General features: G+C 59.7%; 10 protein-coding genes. 7 read left to right on the top strand and 3 right to left on the bottom strand.

Annotation, left to right across the window (positions count from 1 at the left end; all coding sequences use genetic code 11):
• Positions 1-496 precede the first annotated feature (496 nt).
• The 6 genes from ASE61_RS16995 (at position 497) to ASE61_RS16970 (ending at position 7822) form a co-directional block, all read left to right on the top strand.
• Entirely contained in the window at positions 497-721 is a 225-nt protein-coding gene (locus ASE61_RS16995) for a helix-turn-helix domain-containing protein (protein ID WP_061968827.1), read from the top strand.
• Between the two features lie 988 nt (positions 722-1709).
• Entirely contained in the window at positions 1710-2456 is a 747-nt protein-coding gene (locus ASE61_RS16990) for a class I SAM-dependent methyltransferase (RefSeq protein ID WP_061968825.1), read from the top strand.
• Positions 2453-3745 carry a glycosyltransferase gene (locus ASE61_RS16985; RefSeq protein ID WP_061968823.1) on the top strand — a complete coding sequence of 431 codons (1293 nt, stop codon included), beginning with the start codon at positions 2453-2455 and terminating at the stop codon, positions 3743-3745. The genes ASE61_RS16990 and ASE61_RS16985 overlap by 4 nt, the downstream gene beginning before the upstream one ends.
• Positions 3746-4111: 366 nt before the next feature.
• The gene (locus tag ASE61_RS16980) at positions 4112-4924 is read left to right on the top strand and encodes an ABC transporter permease (protein ID WP_061968822.1); all 813 of its coding nucleotides are present in this window, start codon (positions 4112-4114) and stop codon (positions 4922-4924) included.
• Position 4925: 1 nt separating this feature from the next.
• Positions 4926-6461 carry a polysaccharide ABC transporter ATP-binding protein gene (locus ASE61_RS16975; RefSeq protein WP_200959653.1) on the top strand — a complete coding sequence of 512 codons (1536 nt, stop codon included), beginning with the start codon at positions 4926-4928 and terminating at the stop codon, positions 6459-6461.
• Positions 6462-6637: 176 nt separating this feature from the next.
• Positions 6638-7822: a glycosyltransferase gene (locus ASE61_RS16970; RefSeq protein ID WP_162260115.1), complete on the top strand. Its 1185-nt coding sequence runs from the start codon at positions 6638-6640 to the stop codon at positions 7820-7822.
• A 592-nt stretch (positions 7823-8414) separates the two neighbouring features.
• Here ASE61_RS16970 and ASE61_RS16965 read toward each other — a convergent pair.
• From ASE61_RS16965 to ASE61_RS16955, 3 genes are all read right to left on the bottom strand, one after another.
• Positions 8415-11978 carry a discoidin domain-containing protein gene (locus tag ASE61_RS16965; protein ID WP_162260114.1) on the bottom strand — a complete coding sequence of 1188 codons (3564 nt, stop codon included), beginning with the start codon at positions 11976-11978 and terminating at the stop codon, positions 8415-8417.
• Between the two features lie 306 nt (positions 11979-12284).
• The gene (locus tag ASE61_RS16960) at positions 12285-13802 is read right to left on the bottom strand and encodes a glycosyltransferase (RefSeq protein ID WP_061968817.1); all 1518 of its coding nucleotides are present in this window, start codon (positions 13800-13802) and stop codon (positions 12285-12287) included.
• 281 nt (positions 13803-14083) lie between these two features.
• Positions 14084-14986: a class I SAM-dependent methyltransferase gene (locus tag ASE61_RS16955; protein WP_061968816.1), complete on the bottom strand. Its 903-nt coding sequence runs from the start codon at positions 14984-14986 to the stop codon at positions 14084-14086.
• A gap of 448 nt (positions 14987-15434) precedes the next feature.
• Between ASE61_RS16955 and asnB the strand changes: the two genes are divergently transcribed.
• Positions 15435-17333 (top strand): asparagine synthase (glutamine-hydrolyzing), encoded by a 1899-nt coding sequence (asnB, locus tag ASE61_RS16950; RefSeq protein ID WP_061968814.1) that lies wholly within the window; start codon positions 15435-15437, stop codon positions 17331-17333.
• The last annotated feature ends 65 nt before the right edge of the window (positions 17334-17398 follow it).

The following is a 17398-nucleotide window of genomic DNA, read 5'->3' as shown; positions in this document are numbered from 1 at the left end:
TCGTGGGGGCAGGGCCCCGACCGGCTGGCCGAAATGGTTGCGGCTGAGCGCCGGTAACGCGCTGCGCTGGTCATCGCCTGGCCCTCCCGCTGAGAGCGGAGCAAGACGCAGCACGAAGCCGTCCGAACCACCAGGCTCGATATGCCTGGGCAAGTTCGGCCGCGCTGAGCCGGGAGGTCGAAGGCAGGAGCTCCAGGAGCACCTCGTAGGTGAGCGCCTGTGAAGCTACGATGAGCGGAAGAGGCAAAGTGCGGTGTATCGCGCCCCCTCAGTGAAACTGCTGACGGGCAAGGGCGGTCGCGGGAGCCTCATTCGCGTAGCGCAGGATGCCCGGCTTGTAGAAAGTGAGCTTGTGCTTGAACTCCAGGATCAGGGTCATCATCGTCCTTCAGCGATGAAAATCGTCGGTGACGGACGGTTCCCTTCCTGTCGGGGTACCAGACAACTGGAATAGTCGACACTCGACGAAAAGCGTTGATCAAGCTATGCTGACATTATGATCACACCAGCCCAGTGCCGCGCCGCCCGCGCGTTCCTCGATTGGAGCCAGCAGGACCTTGCCAAGGCCGCTCATCTCGGCCTTTCAACCGTCCGCGACTTCGAAAAGGGCAGGCGCGTGCCAACCCACAACAATCTGCGGGGGATCAAACTCGCCCTCGAGGAAGCAGGCGTCGAAACAGCGGCGGAGAGGTCCAGCGTCGCGTTGAAAGGGGAGCTCTGAAGGCAGTGCTATATGCTGAGTCGGGACCTGGCGGGGCTCGACCTCGTCGAGCATGCGCCGGTATTGCATAGGGCGGTGGTGAAAGATCTGTGGCCAGAGCTGGAGGCTTACAGGGGATATGGCATCAAGATCTCGAAGGATTGGACCCAGCCCGGCCCAACTTCTGGAGATGGAATTTTGGCTTGATCTCTCCGACAGCCGCCAGTATGGCCTTGATCGAAATGGCCGCCCAGTCTGTTCGCTCTTGTATGAACAGAACGAATGATTGGAGCGCGCGAAGCGAGGCAGCTATGATCGGCAGCTGAAGATTGGGGCCGGTGAGTTAGCTCTGCTGTCGATGAGGACGGCCTTTTAGATTCGCAAGCAGATTTTTCCGGCACCCCGCCGCAACACCCGCATCGATTGGCACTTCAATTTGCAATAGGAGAGTTAGATCGGTGCATCCGCAATTTTATCCAGCGCGAACGATCTCCGACCATTGCGGAGCGTGCAGCGCGAAGGACCACGACACCTTCAAATTCTCGTTCGCATGGGGCAGCGCTATGATGCGGCAATGTTGGATGTCGTCTTCGACAAGCTCGACATTCCCTCCCCTACACATGATCTCGCCATGACTTCGTTGTCCACGACGCCATGACCGAGCGTAGGATAGAGCGCTTCGAGGGGCGCTCCTGGACGAAAACCCCGGCACGGTCTTCGCTCATGCCGACACGAACTCGATGCTCGCAGTCGCGATGCTTCGTATTCCAGCGGCCGTATCGAAGCGGGACAGCGGTCTTTCAACCGGCGAACTACGCGCCCAGCGTTAATGTCGCGGACTACGGGAAGGGCGAAGCAGGCGCGGCGATCGCCGCCATCATTCGCACTTGGGCTGGAAAGGGACCGCAATTCTAGACAAGGGAGGCAACCTCCCAGGCGCGAAGTTGCCAAGCTTGGCTTTCTGCGCGGTACTCATGGATCGAGGGAGGCCGCAGGGCGCGGCGAACAAATGGCGAATTTCGACATCTATCCACTTCCGGACGATGCTCAGGTCGATAAGTGGGACAGGGAGTGGATGCTCTATCTCTCGACCGAGGCCCGCTTGCCGCATCTGATCCGCAGTGAAAGTCTCAAGGTTATTGCCGACATCTCGCAGCTTGGCAGACGGCAGGTTTTCGACTCGGCGCTGACGACGGTCCCCAGCGGAAACCTAAATGGTTCTCTGCGGATATGGGTCGAGGGTGATCGCCTCGTCGGCAAGCGCGTCGCGGAGATTGGCTGCGGCGCGGGGTTCCTCGGAAAGCAGCTGGGCCTCATTAGCGCCAACTATCTTGGGATCGACGTCAGTATGCTCGCAGTCGCGATCGCGCGCGGAAATTCGCCGCGCACCTGCCAGTATTTCCATCTCGGCGAGCGCGATGAGATCCTGGCCCAGCAGGGCGGCTACGATACCGTGGTCGGTCGCGAATTCTTCATCCATCAGAATTTCGACAACGCGCAATGGGTCGTGCGGCTGGCGGCTCATTTGCTGAAGCCCGGCGGTGTACTGGCAGCCGACTTCTATCTACCGAACCAGGCGATCCCGCAGGGCGTTCTGCATCCGGCGCGTTCACCCCTCGATCCGCAATACGCGTCATGTGCCTTCATCTTCTCGAACAAGGATGTCATTGAGACGGCGGAGGCGAATGGATTGAAGGTGCTGTCCATCGAAGACAGTCTCGCCGATCAGCGCAAATTCGTCACGATGAGAAAATGACGGAGCGCGGTCTCAAGTTGCGTATTCTCATGCTCTCACCGGATGCGCAGATGATCGATCGGCGCATTCTCCAGGAGGCGCACACCCTCATCGACGCGGGTCATCAGGTGGTCCTTCTCAGCGGGTTCGAATGCCGCGAGCCCGACGCCTACGAGGATCGCGGGATCGTGGTTAAGCGCTACACCTATGATTGGCGAGATCGCCGTCGGAGCAAGCTCAACGAGCGCTTCGGGCAGCGTTTAGGCCGCTTGGCTTGGCCGGCTCTCCGACTCATCAACCGGATGCGAGGCGGCGCCAACGCCTTCGAGGCTTTCATTCTCGAAAAGGTATTGGAACACGAATTCGATGTGATTCATGTCCATGATTTCCCGATGTTACGCGTCGGCATCATGGCGGCAAAAGCGCGCAATGTGCCCATTGTCTATGATTCTCATGAATTCTATCCCGTGCAGTCCTGCTTTACGCCTGAGGAACAGAAGCGTTATCTCGCGATGGAGCGAGTGCTTGTCCGCGCTTGTAGTCAGGTCATCACGGTCAACCCCTATCTGGCGCGAATGATCGCCGAGGCGCACGGGATCTCTGAGCCAATGGTAATCCTGAACGCTTCCGAGGCCCCTGCACAGACGTCGGCCGATCTAAGCGCCGAGGCGCGCCGCAAGGGGCGCGAAGAACGAGGGCTGCCGCCCGACGCATTCATCTTCTTATACCAGGGTTGGCTCTCACCTGAACGCAACCTGGAGCCAATGATCGAGGCAATGGCGGGGCTCGATAGCGACGCGGTGCTGCTCGTCGTCGGTTACGGCGAATATGTCGCCACCCTGAAGGAGTTGGCAAAGACGCACAGCGTGAGCGAGCGTGTGATCTTCTACGGGCGCGTTGAAAGTGCTGATCTGGCGACAATAACACAGCTCTGTGACGTCGGGATTATTCCCTATCGAGCCGTTGACGAGATGCATCGTTACTGCAGCCCAAATAAACTGTTTGAGTTCATTGCGTCCGAGATTCCGATTCTTGCCAGCGACCTGCCATATCTACGTGATATCGTTGCGGGCTATGAAATTGGCTGGCTCGGCGATTTCGGTTCGGCCCAAAATATTGCGCGGCTGATGCGCGAAATTCGCGCCGACGCAACCGGCTTGGCGGCCGCGCGACGCAAGCTTCCGAAAGCGTTCGCGGAACTCAACTGGACGGTCGAAGGCCGCAAACTCGTTGCTATCTATGACACGATCGCGACGATGGCGGGACCTCGTCGAAGCCAGTCGGCTCTGAATGTGCGGCGCCCCGACTGACGGCGCAGCACTTTTGGGATCGCCGCCGTCAAGGCGATCCCTCATTTTCTGGAGCAATTCCACAATCTCCGAAACGCGGAATCGTCCCAAGCCTTTGGTTCACCCTATTTTCGTCACGCGAACCGGTGTCTACCTCGCTCGAGAATGCTGTGCGGTTTCATGCTTGTGGTTTCGAGAGCAAAAGCTAGCGATTTGAGTAGTTGTGCGATAGCTCCATATGGGTTGTGAGTTGCTCGCAAAAGGAGTAGCCCATGTACGCAGCGTGTGGCGAGCTATTTGACCCAGTTCGGCTAAGCTCGTATTAGCCGAGTTAATGGATGAAGGTTTGAGGCCGTGACCGGTCCGTCGTCAGCAATGGACTAGAGAATGTTTGAAGTTTTTTCGTCGCGTGACAACGGAACCAGCTGGATCGGCCTGTATGGTCCACGACTGTATAACGCCGTTAAACACGACGTTCGCCAGCGCTATGCGGGCTCAATCCTGGGGAGCCTTTGGGCGATCCTCTACCCACTCGCGATGCTTTGCTTTTATGCGACAATTTATGTTGTGATCTTCCGCGTTCGCGCCCCTAATTTGACACCGGAAACCTACACCGTTCTGGTAATGAGCGGCCTCGCGCCGATTATCATGTTTTCTGAGAGTCTATCGAATGGTCTCGGCGTTATTGCCGGGCAGCGCGCGCTTCTTATGAATACTGTGTTTCCCGCCGAACTCCTGCCGCCGCGCTCGGTGCTGGCGAGCCAGGTTCCCTCGCTTGCCGCGCTGACGATGACCGTCATGGCGGCAATCTATCTCGGCTCCGCCTCGCCCATCGCCCTCATCGTGGTGCCGATGACCTGGATCCTACTCACCATGTTCCTGATCGGGCTCGTTTGGATCTTCTCGCTGATCGCGCTCGCCGTACGCGACATCCAGCAGGCCGTCGGCATCGTGAACATGGCCGTGATGGTACTTAGCCCGATGGCCTACACACCTGCGATGGTGCCAGATCAGTTGAAGTTCATCCTCTGGTTTAACCCGCTAACCTATTTCATATTGTGCCTGCAGGCGCCACTTTCGCTCGGTTCGTGGCCGGCGCCCTCGGCTATGATTGGGGCGCTGTGCCTCGGCGTGGGGACGTTCTTCCTCGGCCGCGCGTTCTTCCGGCGCGCCCGTTTTGCTTTCGTGGATTACGCCTGACATGCAGATGGATGAGCCGTCGGCAATCTCTTTCAAGAATGTCACGAAGCGCTACAAGCTCGGCGGCGGGCCGCGCGAACAGTTGCTTGACGCGTTCGGCCTTGTCTGGCTGACGCGGCGTAACACGCCGGCAGCCGAGTTCCTTGCTCTCGACGATGTATCCTTCACGCTGGGTCGCGGTCGACGCATGGGCCTGATCGGGCGCAATGGGGCGGGTAAAACCACGCTTTTGAAGCTCATATCGGGAAATTTTCGTCCGAGCGAAGGTAGCGTCGAGGTCAACGGCAGCATCCAAGCGTTGATGACCATGGGGCAAGGCTTTCATCCTGACTATACCGGCCGCGATAACATCCGCGCATCGCTGTATTACAATGGTCTTTCTCGATCTGAGGCCGAGGAGGCTTTCGACGATGTTGTTGATTTCTGTGAACTCGGTTCATTTATTGAGCAGCCTTTCAAGACTTATTCGAGCGGCATGCAAGCTCGGCTGATGTTTGCCACCGCCACCGCGATCCGACCGGACGTCTTGGTTGTTGACGAGGTGCTCGGAGCAGGCGACGCCTATTTCCTGGCCAAATCGAAGCAACGCGTTGAGCAGATCATCTCGCGCGGCTGCACTTTGCTGCTCGTTTCGCATTCGATGGGTCAGGTTCTGGAGCTCTGCGACGAAGTGATCTGGCTTGAAGGCGGACGCGTGGCCGCTATGGGAGAGGCTTTTCACGTGGTGAAAGCCTATGAGGAGGCGGTATATGGTGCGATGCCGGGCAGCGGCGACCCATCTGCGACGCGACGGCAGGTGAGCCGCGGTGGCAATCTTGTCGAGGCCCCGAAAGCCTTGAAGGCGCACGAGGCAACCGACAACTCCGATGTGAACAAGATATTCGCTGAGCCGCCGTCGGCAGCCGCGCGTACACTACAGCTTCAGCTTCCTCGCTTTCTGCCTCATGCGATCCCGGGCGAGACGCCGGCCGTGCCCGACGAAGACGGGCGGTCCTTCCGCAACACGGCGCCCGGCGGCCTTTCGCGCTGGGCGGGTTCGGGCGAGTTGTCCGTGGTCGGGTTTACAGCCAGCGGACCGAATGGGCCTACCGAACGCCTTACCTCGCTTCAACCCGCGAAGTTCACGCTGTTCCTGGAGGCGGCTGTTGGCGGGATGTTTGCCTGCACCTATGGCGTTGCAATTCACGATCTTCAGGGTCGCGCGATCACGCGGCTCTATAGTCCCCCTGACCGCTTCCAGGCCGAAGCTGGCGACGGACGCCGCGTCGAGTTGCTGCTTAATCCGAATCAGCTCGGCCCTGGCACTTACACTGTCGGGATTTCGATCCTGGGGGAGACGATGGTCGAGGACGCCGATGCGGCACTTCGTCACGATCTGCTGAGCCGCAGCTTCTCGATCATCATCGAATTGCCGGACAGTCTGCGCGCCGCAAGCGCTGGGTTTTTCCATTCCTGTGAATGGGAGTTTCACAACGCGACCCTGCCGGCGAAAGCTAGAACTGGTTCTGAACCCGACGACCAGATCGCTGCGGAATAACCGCGATGTGGAGAATTTTTCAGCCTCTGTCCGCTCGCTGGCAAGGTGCGCTCGCGCTGGGACGGATCGTGCGGAGGGCCATCCGCGGCGTCCTTCACTCTGCTGCGACGAGGCTGAAAGCACGAGGATTGATACCCCCGCGCCGGCAACCCGTGCAGCCGCCGCGCATTATCACGATGCTCGTTGCAGACGACCGGATCGACCGGCGTGTCCTGCTTCAGGCGCGCAGCCTGGTCCGAGCCGGGATGCGTGTCACCGTAGTTGCGAGCCCCCATCCGGCGGAGGAAGCGCAGGATCTCGATGCGCTGGCCTGGCCGGAGATCGAGATTCTGCGCATACGGCCGGAGATGCCTACGCAGACATCGTTCGACGCGACGGTTACTCGCCTCGGCGCGTTGGGAGCGCTGGCCGATGCGCTGTTCGTCCATCACGCTCACTTCCTGGAAGCGGCGATGATGCGCCCAGCCGACCTCGTGGTCGCACATGATCTGCCCGTCCTCGCGACTGCGCTCACCGTGGCGGATTTGACAGGTGCGCGGTTGCATTTTGACGCTCATGAAATTTTTGCTGAGCAGCGCCGCCTGCCTGTTTGGCGACGAATCATCTATCGCGCGCTGGAGCGGCGCCTGGCCCCGCTCGCCGACATAGTTACGACTGTAAACCAATCCATTGCGGACGAAATGGCACGCCGCAACCATATCCCGCGGCCAGGCATCATTCTCAACGTACCGGATGTCACAGCCAGCAGAACAGAGCAGCGCGGACGTGGTCTCCGCGAGAAGCTCGGGATCGGGGAGCAGCCCCAACTCATTCTTTTCCACGGCGCTTTTTTCGGAAACCGTAATCTCGAGACGCTAATCGAGGCGATGTCGTATGTGCGCGACCCCGCCTGCATGCTCGTGCTCATGGGGCCGGATGGAGAGGAAAAACAGGCGCTGAAAGGGCTTGCGCAGTCCCGCCATCTGCTCGGTCGTCGCGTTCATTTTCTTCCGACCGTACCCCAAAATGAGCTTATTGCGTTGGTTGCTTCGGCGGACATTGGTATTATTCCGTACCCGGGCGTCGATAAGAACACGATCTACTGCTCGCCTAACAAGCTGTTCGATTTCATCGTAGCCGGTGTGCCGATCCTGGCCAACGACCTGCCTGAATTGCGCCGCTTCGTGGTCGACGGTGGCGTTGGCCTTGTTCATGCAATGACTGATGCGCGGGCGATTGCTGCGGGAATAGATCGAATTGCAGCGGACGATAAGATTGCTATGCGCGAGGCTGCACGACGACTTGCGCCGCAGATGTGTTGGTCACATGAGGAACGGGCGTTTCTTTCACTCTACGGCCTCTCTGCGGCCGAAGTTGAGTAATAAATACTGTGGAGTATGCCTTCGTCGGCGAGCTGGCCGTTTTCAAAGCATAGATTTTGAAACAGAAATTGGGGTTTCTTAGAGTGACCTGAGATCCATTTCTTCTCCGGATTGAGGGAGAGTCCTGGGTTTCATTTCTGGCCTCAGGCGGCCTGTTTTTCCAGCGAAGATTTGAGGGCGAACTCGGCGGGCGTGATGTTGCTGAGCGCCGAGAGGGAGTGGGGCCGATTCAATGCTCCGTCCATGACGTGATGACCCTGCTCATGTCGCGCACCGTTGAGCGGTCGATCTTCAAGGTCGGCCGTCGCCGCTCCGGCCTCCGCTCCTTCAGCATCCGATAATCTGCTCCTCCGTGAACCCGCTAAGGGCGCATCGTCTGTCTCCTTCAGTGACGGCACCATTCAAATCTGGAGAAAGATCGGCATGTCAGGTCATGAGTGCCGAATCTACGCCCGCTAACGATTGGATGATAGAAATTTTCAGTGAAATGGGCATCATCTGGCATGAGGAAAATGCGTTAAAGTAAAATTTGGAGCAATTCTGCGATTCAGGAAATTTTAGAAATGCTCCAAGTGCTGCTGCATGACCTTATTTATTGCAGCATGGGTCGTGTTAATGCTTTGAAGCCGCGCAGGAGGAGGCGGTCCTGCCCGGTGAAGCTGTCCGCCTCCAATCGCAGGAACTGTACTTCGACCGGATCAAGATCGAGAGCCGTTATGCGCGCTTCACTAGCCGTCGCCTCGGCAAGAAGCGACCAGCCCGCTTCTGCATGTGCCCGCCCGGCGATGCGCCAGGATCGAGCGACGTGCTCGCTGTCATACCATTCGACGATGATTCCCTCGAGTGCGCGCACACATCCGAGATCGACCTCGAACCAATGCGGCTTTGGCGTATCAGCGAGAGCGGCAGCGTAAATGTCCGGGCCTGGCTCACCTAACACAGCGGAGGGATCGTACGGCGCGGAGAAAAAAGGCGAGGAGCCAATCACGCGAGCGCCGGCCGCGACGCTCGCGACGTCGATGAGCTCCGGTTTCTCAGGTTCGGCAGGTGCTTTTTCAACGTTCTCCACCGGTGTTACAGGTGGGCCGTTGCGCTCGAAAGCCCGCAGCGAGCGGACCAGCATTCGCTGCTGCTCTCCCTTGAACGCCGACGCCTCTACGCGCAAGAACCGCGCTAAAACTGGTCTAAAGCCGTGGCGCACCTCCACAGCATCGGCACGCGTGATGTCAACGAGCGGCGTCCATTCATCACCGGGCCCGAGTCGGCTGAGGATTTTATAGTCGGTCGCTAGAAGGTCCGGGCTGAACCAGCCAATTTCGACCCGGTCAATCACGCGTGGCCGACTGAAATCCACCTCGAACCAATGTGGCATCGGAGTGTCCTGCAAGGCGGCGGCATAGGCCCCAGGCCGCGTGGCGCGCAGAATCGCATCCGCATCATGTGGGCGAGGGTGGTGAGGCGAGCACGCGATGATCGAAGCGCCTTCTTCAGCGTCGGCGACATCGACGAGCATGTCCTGCCCCTTCGTCCGGCCGCCGAACAGCGTGGGCGAAACGGCGGCAACGTTCCGATCGCGGCCGCTTGCTACGCGCAACGTGAGGAAGCGAGCCAGGTCCGGCTCGTGCCATGGCGCAGGCGCGGGCAGTTCGCCAATGCGCGCGATAATTGGCGCCGCGAGAACGTTCCAGTTAAAGCGCTGATCGAAGAAGCTGCGCGCGCGCCTGCCGCGTTCGACCAGTTCATGGCGGCGGCCAGCTAGATCATCGATGAGTCCAGCGAATATCTGAGGGTCGTTTAAGTCTGAGACAAATCCGATGCCTTCCTTCTGAACGACATCCGCTACGAACGCCGTCGGACTCGATAGGATCGGCAGGCCCGCCGCAGCATACTGGGAAAGTTTGTTCGGCGAACAGTAACGATAGCCGAAATAGGCCGGATCGTAAGGCACAAGCCCGATATCCGCTTCGAGCGCGGCTTCAATCAATTCGGATTCCGGCACCGGCTCCGGAAAGCACACGCGGTCTTCGCCGAGGCCGAGCGAAGCGGCAAGGGCGATCATCTGCTGACGGAATGGATTGTCAGGCCCGCGCAGCACGAGAATTGCGTTAGATGTCGTCTGCGCCCAGCCGGTGATGATCGCAGGGAGGCCGCGCCCCATCGCAAAGCCGCCTTGATAAAGCGCGACAAGTGGGCGGGCAGAAGATGCTCTGCGCGTAAACGCAGCTTCAAGGTCGAGCCCCTCGCCTTCCTGGCGGAGGGCGGCGTTTGGCAGGCTGGCAAAATCGCGGCCGTATTCATGGCTCATCAACTCGGCCAACTGGGGCGTGACGGCGATCCGAAGCGCGGTCGAGGCGCAAAGACGTGTCTCGACCGCCTGCCAGAAGGCAATCTCCCAATGTTGGAAATCGGTGAAGGAAAAGGGCCAATACTCGTGTGCATCAAAGACGACGGGGCAGCCGTTATCCTCGCCGCAGGCTACCGCGGCGAAGAGTGCCTCCAGGTCGGCCGCCACGACAAGGTCAGGAGGGCCGAGGTCATCGATCGCGTCGAGGAGCGCGGCGTTTGTGTCGACCATGTAGCCGCAGAGTTCGCGAAAGCGTAGGATTTCACCTTCCACCGCCACATGCGCGCCGAGCCGTTCAGCCAGGACCGCCTGAGGCGCAGCCGCGTAACCGACAAGCGTCGCCAGCAACGCACGCGCTTCCGAAACGGCGTGAGGAAGCGCGCGCGCGGTCGGCAGCCACCCCGCCTCGTGGCGGGTGCGCTCGACGCGAAGCAACTTGATCCCATCCGGCCCTTCCTCCAGAGAAGGTCCGTCGCCGACTTCGTTGAAGCGGTAAGTTCCAAGGACGACAACTTCATGCGTTGCTGCGAGCGAGGCCGCGAACCAGCCGATGCGTGGATCGATCGTCGGATCATGCGCTGCGAGGAGATAGGCTAGTGGGCGTCGGGCGCCGCGGGATGCCGGCGCCGGTTGCCGCCCCTTGGTCGCCAGCCGTTCGTCGATCGCATCGTCGGCTGCTGTGACGAAACTCTCATACCAATAGGTGGGTTCGAGAATGATCTCCTCGAAGGCGCGCTCGGTCATGCGGGCACGCGCAATGGGATCGCGGATGAAATCAACTGCCGCGTCGAAGTCCTGGAGGTCGCGTCTCAAAGGAAAGAAATGTTCGTGTGGACGGAATATAGACGAGTAGCGTCCTTCGTAAAGGAGCTGGGCCGCGCCAGCCGCTGCAGCCTCGAAGTGGCGCGGCGAGATTTGCGCGTAGTCGACATTTCCCTCATTCCGATACAGGAATTCTTCGTGCGCACGCTGATAATAAGCGTAACTCGCCTGATCCTCACCGGCATGGCGTCGCGCATAGTCCTCGCATAGCAGCGCAACCTCTCCGTCGAAATCGAACAGGTTCGCGCCTGACTCGACGCCCAGGACGACGCCGGAACGAGCGAGGAGATTGTCCCAGGCGGCGCCCGACAACCTGTCTTCCCATCGGCTTGAAATGTCGTAAGTGATCTCGCCGCGGCCAGCGAGAGCGGCGGCTACATCATATCCGATCCCGCGCTTTTCATAGCCAAGTCGGCCAAAAGCGAGCGCCTGGATCGAGCCGCGATAGCTGACGTCGATATCGCGCGTCGCAGTTGAGAACCCCTGACGCATTTTGGGCGAGATGTAACCGGTCAGCATCTGCGTAAGCCGGCAATCGCCGATCTGGCTGCGCGGATAGACCTTTTCCTGCTCGCCTGGCGGCAGGCAAGTCAGGACGAGATCGAAGCCCTTGCCCCGCACCAGCTCAGGCAGGAGGCCAGCCATTACCTGTTCGTCCTGCTTCATGAGGATCTTGACCCCCTCGAACGCGGCTAGCCCGCGTTCGAGGCCCGCATCGAGGTCAGCGACGGTTGTTGGCGAATAACTCACCGTGGGATGGATGATCAGCCCGTCGAAATCGTCCAGGCGAAGCGCCTCCGGCAAGCGCAGGGTCCCTGCGCGGCCGGGCCATAGATTGCACAGTACGATCTCATGCCGACTCAGCGACTGCCAAGCGACAATGCTCTCTGGAATCGTTTCAATGCCGTTCGGGTCAAAATAAGCGGCTAGCAGAATCCTCTTGTCGCGCTTTCCGAAAGGTCTGGCGCCGAAGATTGGTTTCGTTTTCATCTCGAGCTCGAAGCAGCGGGAAGGCAGGACTTGGCAGATGCTTTCCATGCCCGTCACAGGGGCGCGGCGCAAGGGCTGCAGCTAAATCTCAGTTCACCGTTTTGTTCGAGCAACACCTTGTCATCGCGTGACGCACAATCCGCCCGCCGTCGTACAGGGGGTGCTACAGGTTCTTGGGCCCACTCCCTCCACCATTGCTGCTGACATCGGCAAGATGAGCAGGTTCCAGCGGTGAAGGTGTACGTAAAACCTGAAACCTACAGAACCCTCAAAAGCGAATACCAAGGGCCCCACCCTTGAACGCTGTTAAATGGCCGCGAGCTTTTCACAGCCGCTCCCGGCGAGGAGCTCAGCGTAGAGCGCCTGCAACCGTGCAGCCACGCCCGAGAAATCAAAACCGTCGACGGCATGGCGGCGTATTGCCGAACGATCGAATTCGCCGATGCGGTCGACCATCCGCTGCAAACCTATAGCGATATCTTCGGTCGAGTTGCCAACGAGCTCGCCGAGTTCGCGTCCAGTGATATAGTCAGCCGGCCCGCCGCAATCGGTTGCGAGCACGGGTAGGCCCATGGCCATTGCTTCGATACCTACAACGCCGAAAGTCTCGGTTTCGCTCGAAATGACGAGGAAATCGGCGTGTGTCATTTCGCGGCGAACGCCCTCGCGATCTATGGTTGGCAAAAACGTGATGAAGCGCGCGATGCCGAGCGTTTCGGCCTGTGCGCGCAGGACGGTCTCAAGCTCGCCGCCGCCGACAAGGCGCAAGCGCAAATTGGACTTGCGCCGGATCGCCACCGCGAGGGCATCCAGCAATCGGTCAACCCGCTTCACCTCGACGAGATGCCCAACCCACAGTGCAGTGATCGTTGGCGTATCCTCCGCTGCGTCGCTCTGCTCCTCACCCGCCTCTTCTCGTCTGGAGCTCTCCGGCAGGCCCACAGCCGCGAAGGCTGCTTGACGGGCTTCTTCGTCGAAGCCGATCAGCGTCGCCGTCTCGATGCACCGCGCGAACTCGCGGCCGGTGATGGGCCTGTCACCGATCTCTGCAAGGCTCTCACGCAGACTGGCAATGAAACGGGCGAGGACCGGCTCACGGTTGGCCGTTTGCAGCACGCCCTGGAAATTCGTTGGGTTGGGGTTCTGCGTCGAACCGAGCGTGCTCGCCGCTGGTTGGTCAACTTCAGACTGAGGTTCGAAAAACCCCGTATCGACCCCGTTCGGTAAGACGAGTATTGCCTCCTCGCGCATCTGCGGCAGATTCCGAGCGATTTCGCGGCGAAGGGCGTGGCTGACGGCAATCACGCGGTCGGCCCCTCTCATCCCTGCCAATGTGTGGGCGCGGAAAAGCGAGTCTTTTGTTACCAGGGAGAATGGTCCCGTATGTTCCGTCAGCACCATCGGCACGCCGCGATGCGTGGCAGCGGATATGCCGGCGCGGCCATCCAGAAAGGCGGTGTGAGTATGCACCACTTCGTAAGGGAAATCGTTGGCGAGCTCTGGTAGCCACGCGGAGAGCGCGTTACGATATATCCAGGGATAGAGCCAAGGCCGTGCGAAGGCGCCGGCAAAATAGCGGAACTCTGCTACCGGCACACCGTCATACGTGCGCCAAGTGAAACTATGGCGCCGTTTGGCGATCTCATCCTGCCGACGCCGCAATGCCGCCTGTGGCCTACGGCCCGAGAGCCATAGCGGTTTGCCGGAAACAACCCTCGCATCGATGCCGGTCAGACGAAGTGCTTTGACCTGCTCATGGACAAATATGCCGCCGATCGGGTTCTCCAACGTCGGATACATGTTCGAAACAACGAGGACCTTCACAATCTAGATTCCTTTTCCGGCGCCTCAGGCCGGTTTCGTGATCGGATGCGCCATCGTCGACGACGTTTGGTTCAATATGCGTCGGCTCAGTTCTGCGTTTCGGCCGCGGACGACAGGCGCCACCCCCCCGCTCGATAAGCGCTGCGACATTTCCAGGACGGACGAAAATCAAGCCGATACCAGAAGGCGAGGCGTAGGGCCTTCTATGTCCTTGCAACGGGTGTTTGGAACTCAGGTGGCAGAAGAATCGAAGCGCCACTCGTAGGTTAGCCCATAATTGCTTAAGTGTTGGGCTTCCGGAAGACGCAGGCAAGTTCGGCTGGCTGCATGAGGAGTGGAAAAATGATATCGGCGACGTCGGGGTATTGATCCCGTACGGCGATGAGGTCATCAACCAATTCCTCTTCGGTGCAGGTGAGGCAGGCTTTCAATCTGTCGAGCTCTGCAATCGCCGCCTCGGGACGCTGTAGCGCTTCTCGTAACGGATCCGACTTCTTGGGAATCCGCATTTTCAACGACGCGGCGGCGTTGAAGAGCCAGCCGCTGTAGCTGTGATGCACATATGTGTAGCCGCAGATCGTCTCAAAATAGAGGCGCAGACCGCTCAGGCTGAAGTTGCGCAAATGGACGAATTTGTATGGCAACGTGCCGCCGACGTAACTGTCAAGCGGCTCCATGTTCGGCACATTTACGATCAAGATACCGCCCGGCTTTAACATGCGGTGCAGCTGTTCAACGGCACGGTCCAGGCCGAGAACATGTTCCAGAACATCCGTCGTCACGATCGCATCGAAACTCGCATCGGAGAAAGGTGCGGTCTCGATCCGCGAGAGGCAGACTTCTTCAAGGCGACTTCTAGCTTCTTTGAGATAGGCCAGCGAGACGTCGAGGCCAAAACGCTCGTATCCCTCGAGCGGTGCCAGCATCGTCCCGGTCCCGACGCCTACATCGAGGATGCGAGACCCTACCTTCACGTGCCGTGCCACGAGCTCGCGCATAGTATCGATCGTTTCCACGATTTGACGTGATACCATGAACGGATTCCCGTTTTCGGTAGCAAGAGCTGCCAGATGCTCCTTGGCGATCCGCTCGTAGTTGTCGATATATTCGTCGGTCTGATCGAAGATGGGTATGCCTTCTTCGATGCGAAGCGGATCGCGGATGTAGAGGGTCGGATCGATCATTGGATACCGCATTTCGTGCGCCCGAGTATCACGAGCGGAAGGGCTAGGATGGCCGCAGGTCATACCCTGCAACTTGCACTCATAGCAATTGCATCGGGATGCGTGTTCTGCCTTCTCCTTAGCTCTCCCGTGCGAGACAGGCTGTCGCTTTTGACAGGGCACCACGCTACTGCCGCGGGCATTGGTTTGCGTTGGTTCAAGTTTTCGCGACAGCTCTTCAGGCGCTCGCCACGACCCGGCCAACCTGACCATCTGCCGCCGGAGCTCCGGTGGATGCGCAGCTCGAAAGCACGGCATCGCCCATTTCAGAAATTGGCTTCTAGGGGGCCGCAAAACCGAGGCAACTCCAGGCCTCGACCGATGGCGGTGCCGTCAATATAACGCACCACGAGATTGTTTTTGCCGGCGTTTCGAGATCGCTCGAGGCCGTAGCGATGAGGCTTGGGTCATGTGTGGCATATTCGGGTCGATCGGCTTCGAGCCCGACCCTCAACGGATTGATATTGTTGCTCACCGCGGCCCCGATGGGCGCGGCTGGGAGACCTATTCCAGTCCGAAAGGGCCGGTTGCCCTCGGTCATCGCCGTCTCGCTATCATCGACGTTTCCGACGCCGGCCTGCAGCCGATGTGCGATGCGGCGCGCCGCTATTGGCTCGTCTTCAATGGCGAGATCTATAATTACATCGAGCTGCGCGAGGAGATGCGGGCCAAGGGCGAGGTCTTCGTCTCCGAGTCCGATTCCGAGGTGCTTTTGCGTGCCTATATGCTCTGGGGTGAGGATGCATTGCCGCGGCTGCGTGGCATGTTTGCCTTTTTGATATGGGACGATCGCGATAAGAAGCTCTTCGCAGCCCGTGACCGCTACGGGATCAAGCCCCTCTACATCGTGTCCACGCCGCGTGGTGCCGCGTTCGGCTCTGAGATCAAGCAGTTGCTCGGTCTTCCCGGCGTTTCGCGCCGGATGAATATCGCCCGGGTCCATGATTTCCTGGCCTCCGGCATATCCGATCATACCTCGGAGACGATGTTCGAGGGCGTGTTTCAACTCCGGGGCGGCGAACGCGTTGCGATCGATGCGAGCCGCGATAGCGCTATCGATGCGCGGTCGCGCCGCTGGTATCCGGCAACGGCCGGGGACATCTCTCTGCCCGAAGATGAAGCGGCCGCTCGTTTTCGGGAGCTTCTAACCGAATCGGTGCGGCTGCATCTGCGTTCGGATGTTCTGGTCGGCTCCTGCCTGTCGGGAGGTCTCGATTCATCCTCCATCGTCGGCTTGATGGCGCAGATGATGGGCTCTAGCGCTGGTGGTGCGAAGGTCAACACCGTCTCGGCTTGCTATGCCGAGAAGAGTGTCGATGAGAAGCCGTTCATGGATGCGGTCGTTGCTCACGCGCACACTGAACCGCACTACATCTTCCCGAAGGCTGACGACGTGTTCCAGCGCGCCTCGGACATTACCTGGCATCAGGACGAGCCTTTCGGCTCGACCTCGATTTTCGCGCAATGGTGTGTGTTCGAGGAAGCGAAGCGCGTCGGCGTCAAGGTGATGCTGGACGGGCAGGGGGCCGACGAGCAGCTCGCCGGCTACCATGGCGGGTTTTCCTACTACATGGCCGACCTGACTCGGCGGCGCCAGTTTGGACAGCTGCTGACCACAATCCTTGAGCGCAACCGCTACCACGGCACGTCGATCGCCGATCAGATCAAGCACCATCTCGTGCCCCTGCTGCCGCGCGGGCTTGGCGGTCTGCTGCGGCGACAGCACCGCGCACTTACCCAGCACGACTGGCTGGGGACTGATCTGCTGCGCCAGAAGGGTAATCCGCGCACGGCATTCGAGCTGGCCAGCGACGAGCTCGGCCTGCCGTCGGTCACGGACCTGCGAACACTGTGCCTGACGCTGACTTACGGTTCCAATCTCGCCATGCTTCTGCATTGGGAGGACCGCAACTCGATGGCCCATTCCATCGAAGCGCGCGTACCCTTCCTCGACCATCCGCTGGTCGAGTTCGACCTTGCCCTCGGCAATGACCACAAGATCGTCGGCGGCGACACCAAGCGCGTCCTCAGGCGCGGCATGGCGCATGTCTTGCCGGAAAGCGTGCGTGAGCGGCGTGACAAGCTCGGCTTCGCGACCCCGGAGCAGATCTGGTTCCGGGGGCCGTTGCGCGGCCTAGTCGAGGATGGCATTGAGAAGACGCTGGCACGATATCCGGGATTGATGAACGCGGACGGGGTGCGTGCCCTGGCCAGGGATATGCTGGACGGCAGGAGGCCGCTTGACTTCACGTTGTGGCGGATCGTGAACCTGGGCATATGGGGCGACCGCGTCGGCGTCTCTCTCTAAGGAACTGGTCCGGTTTGCTAGCATGACAAGATCATATCGCCCTGTTAAAGACCGCCCCAGCGTTT

The organism is Allobosea sp. Root670, from assembly GCF_001429415.1.
Lineage (GTDB): Bacteria > Pseudomonadota > Alphaproteobacteria > Rhizobiales > Beijerinckiaceae > Allobosea > Allobosea robiniae.
This window is presented reverse-complemented; position numbering and strand designations above follow the sequence as displayed.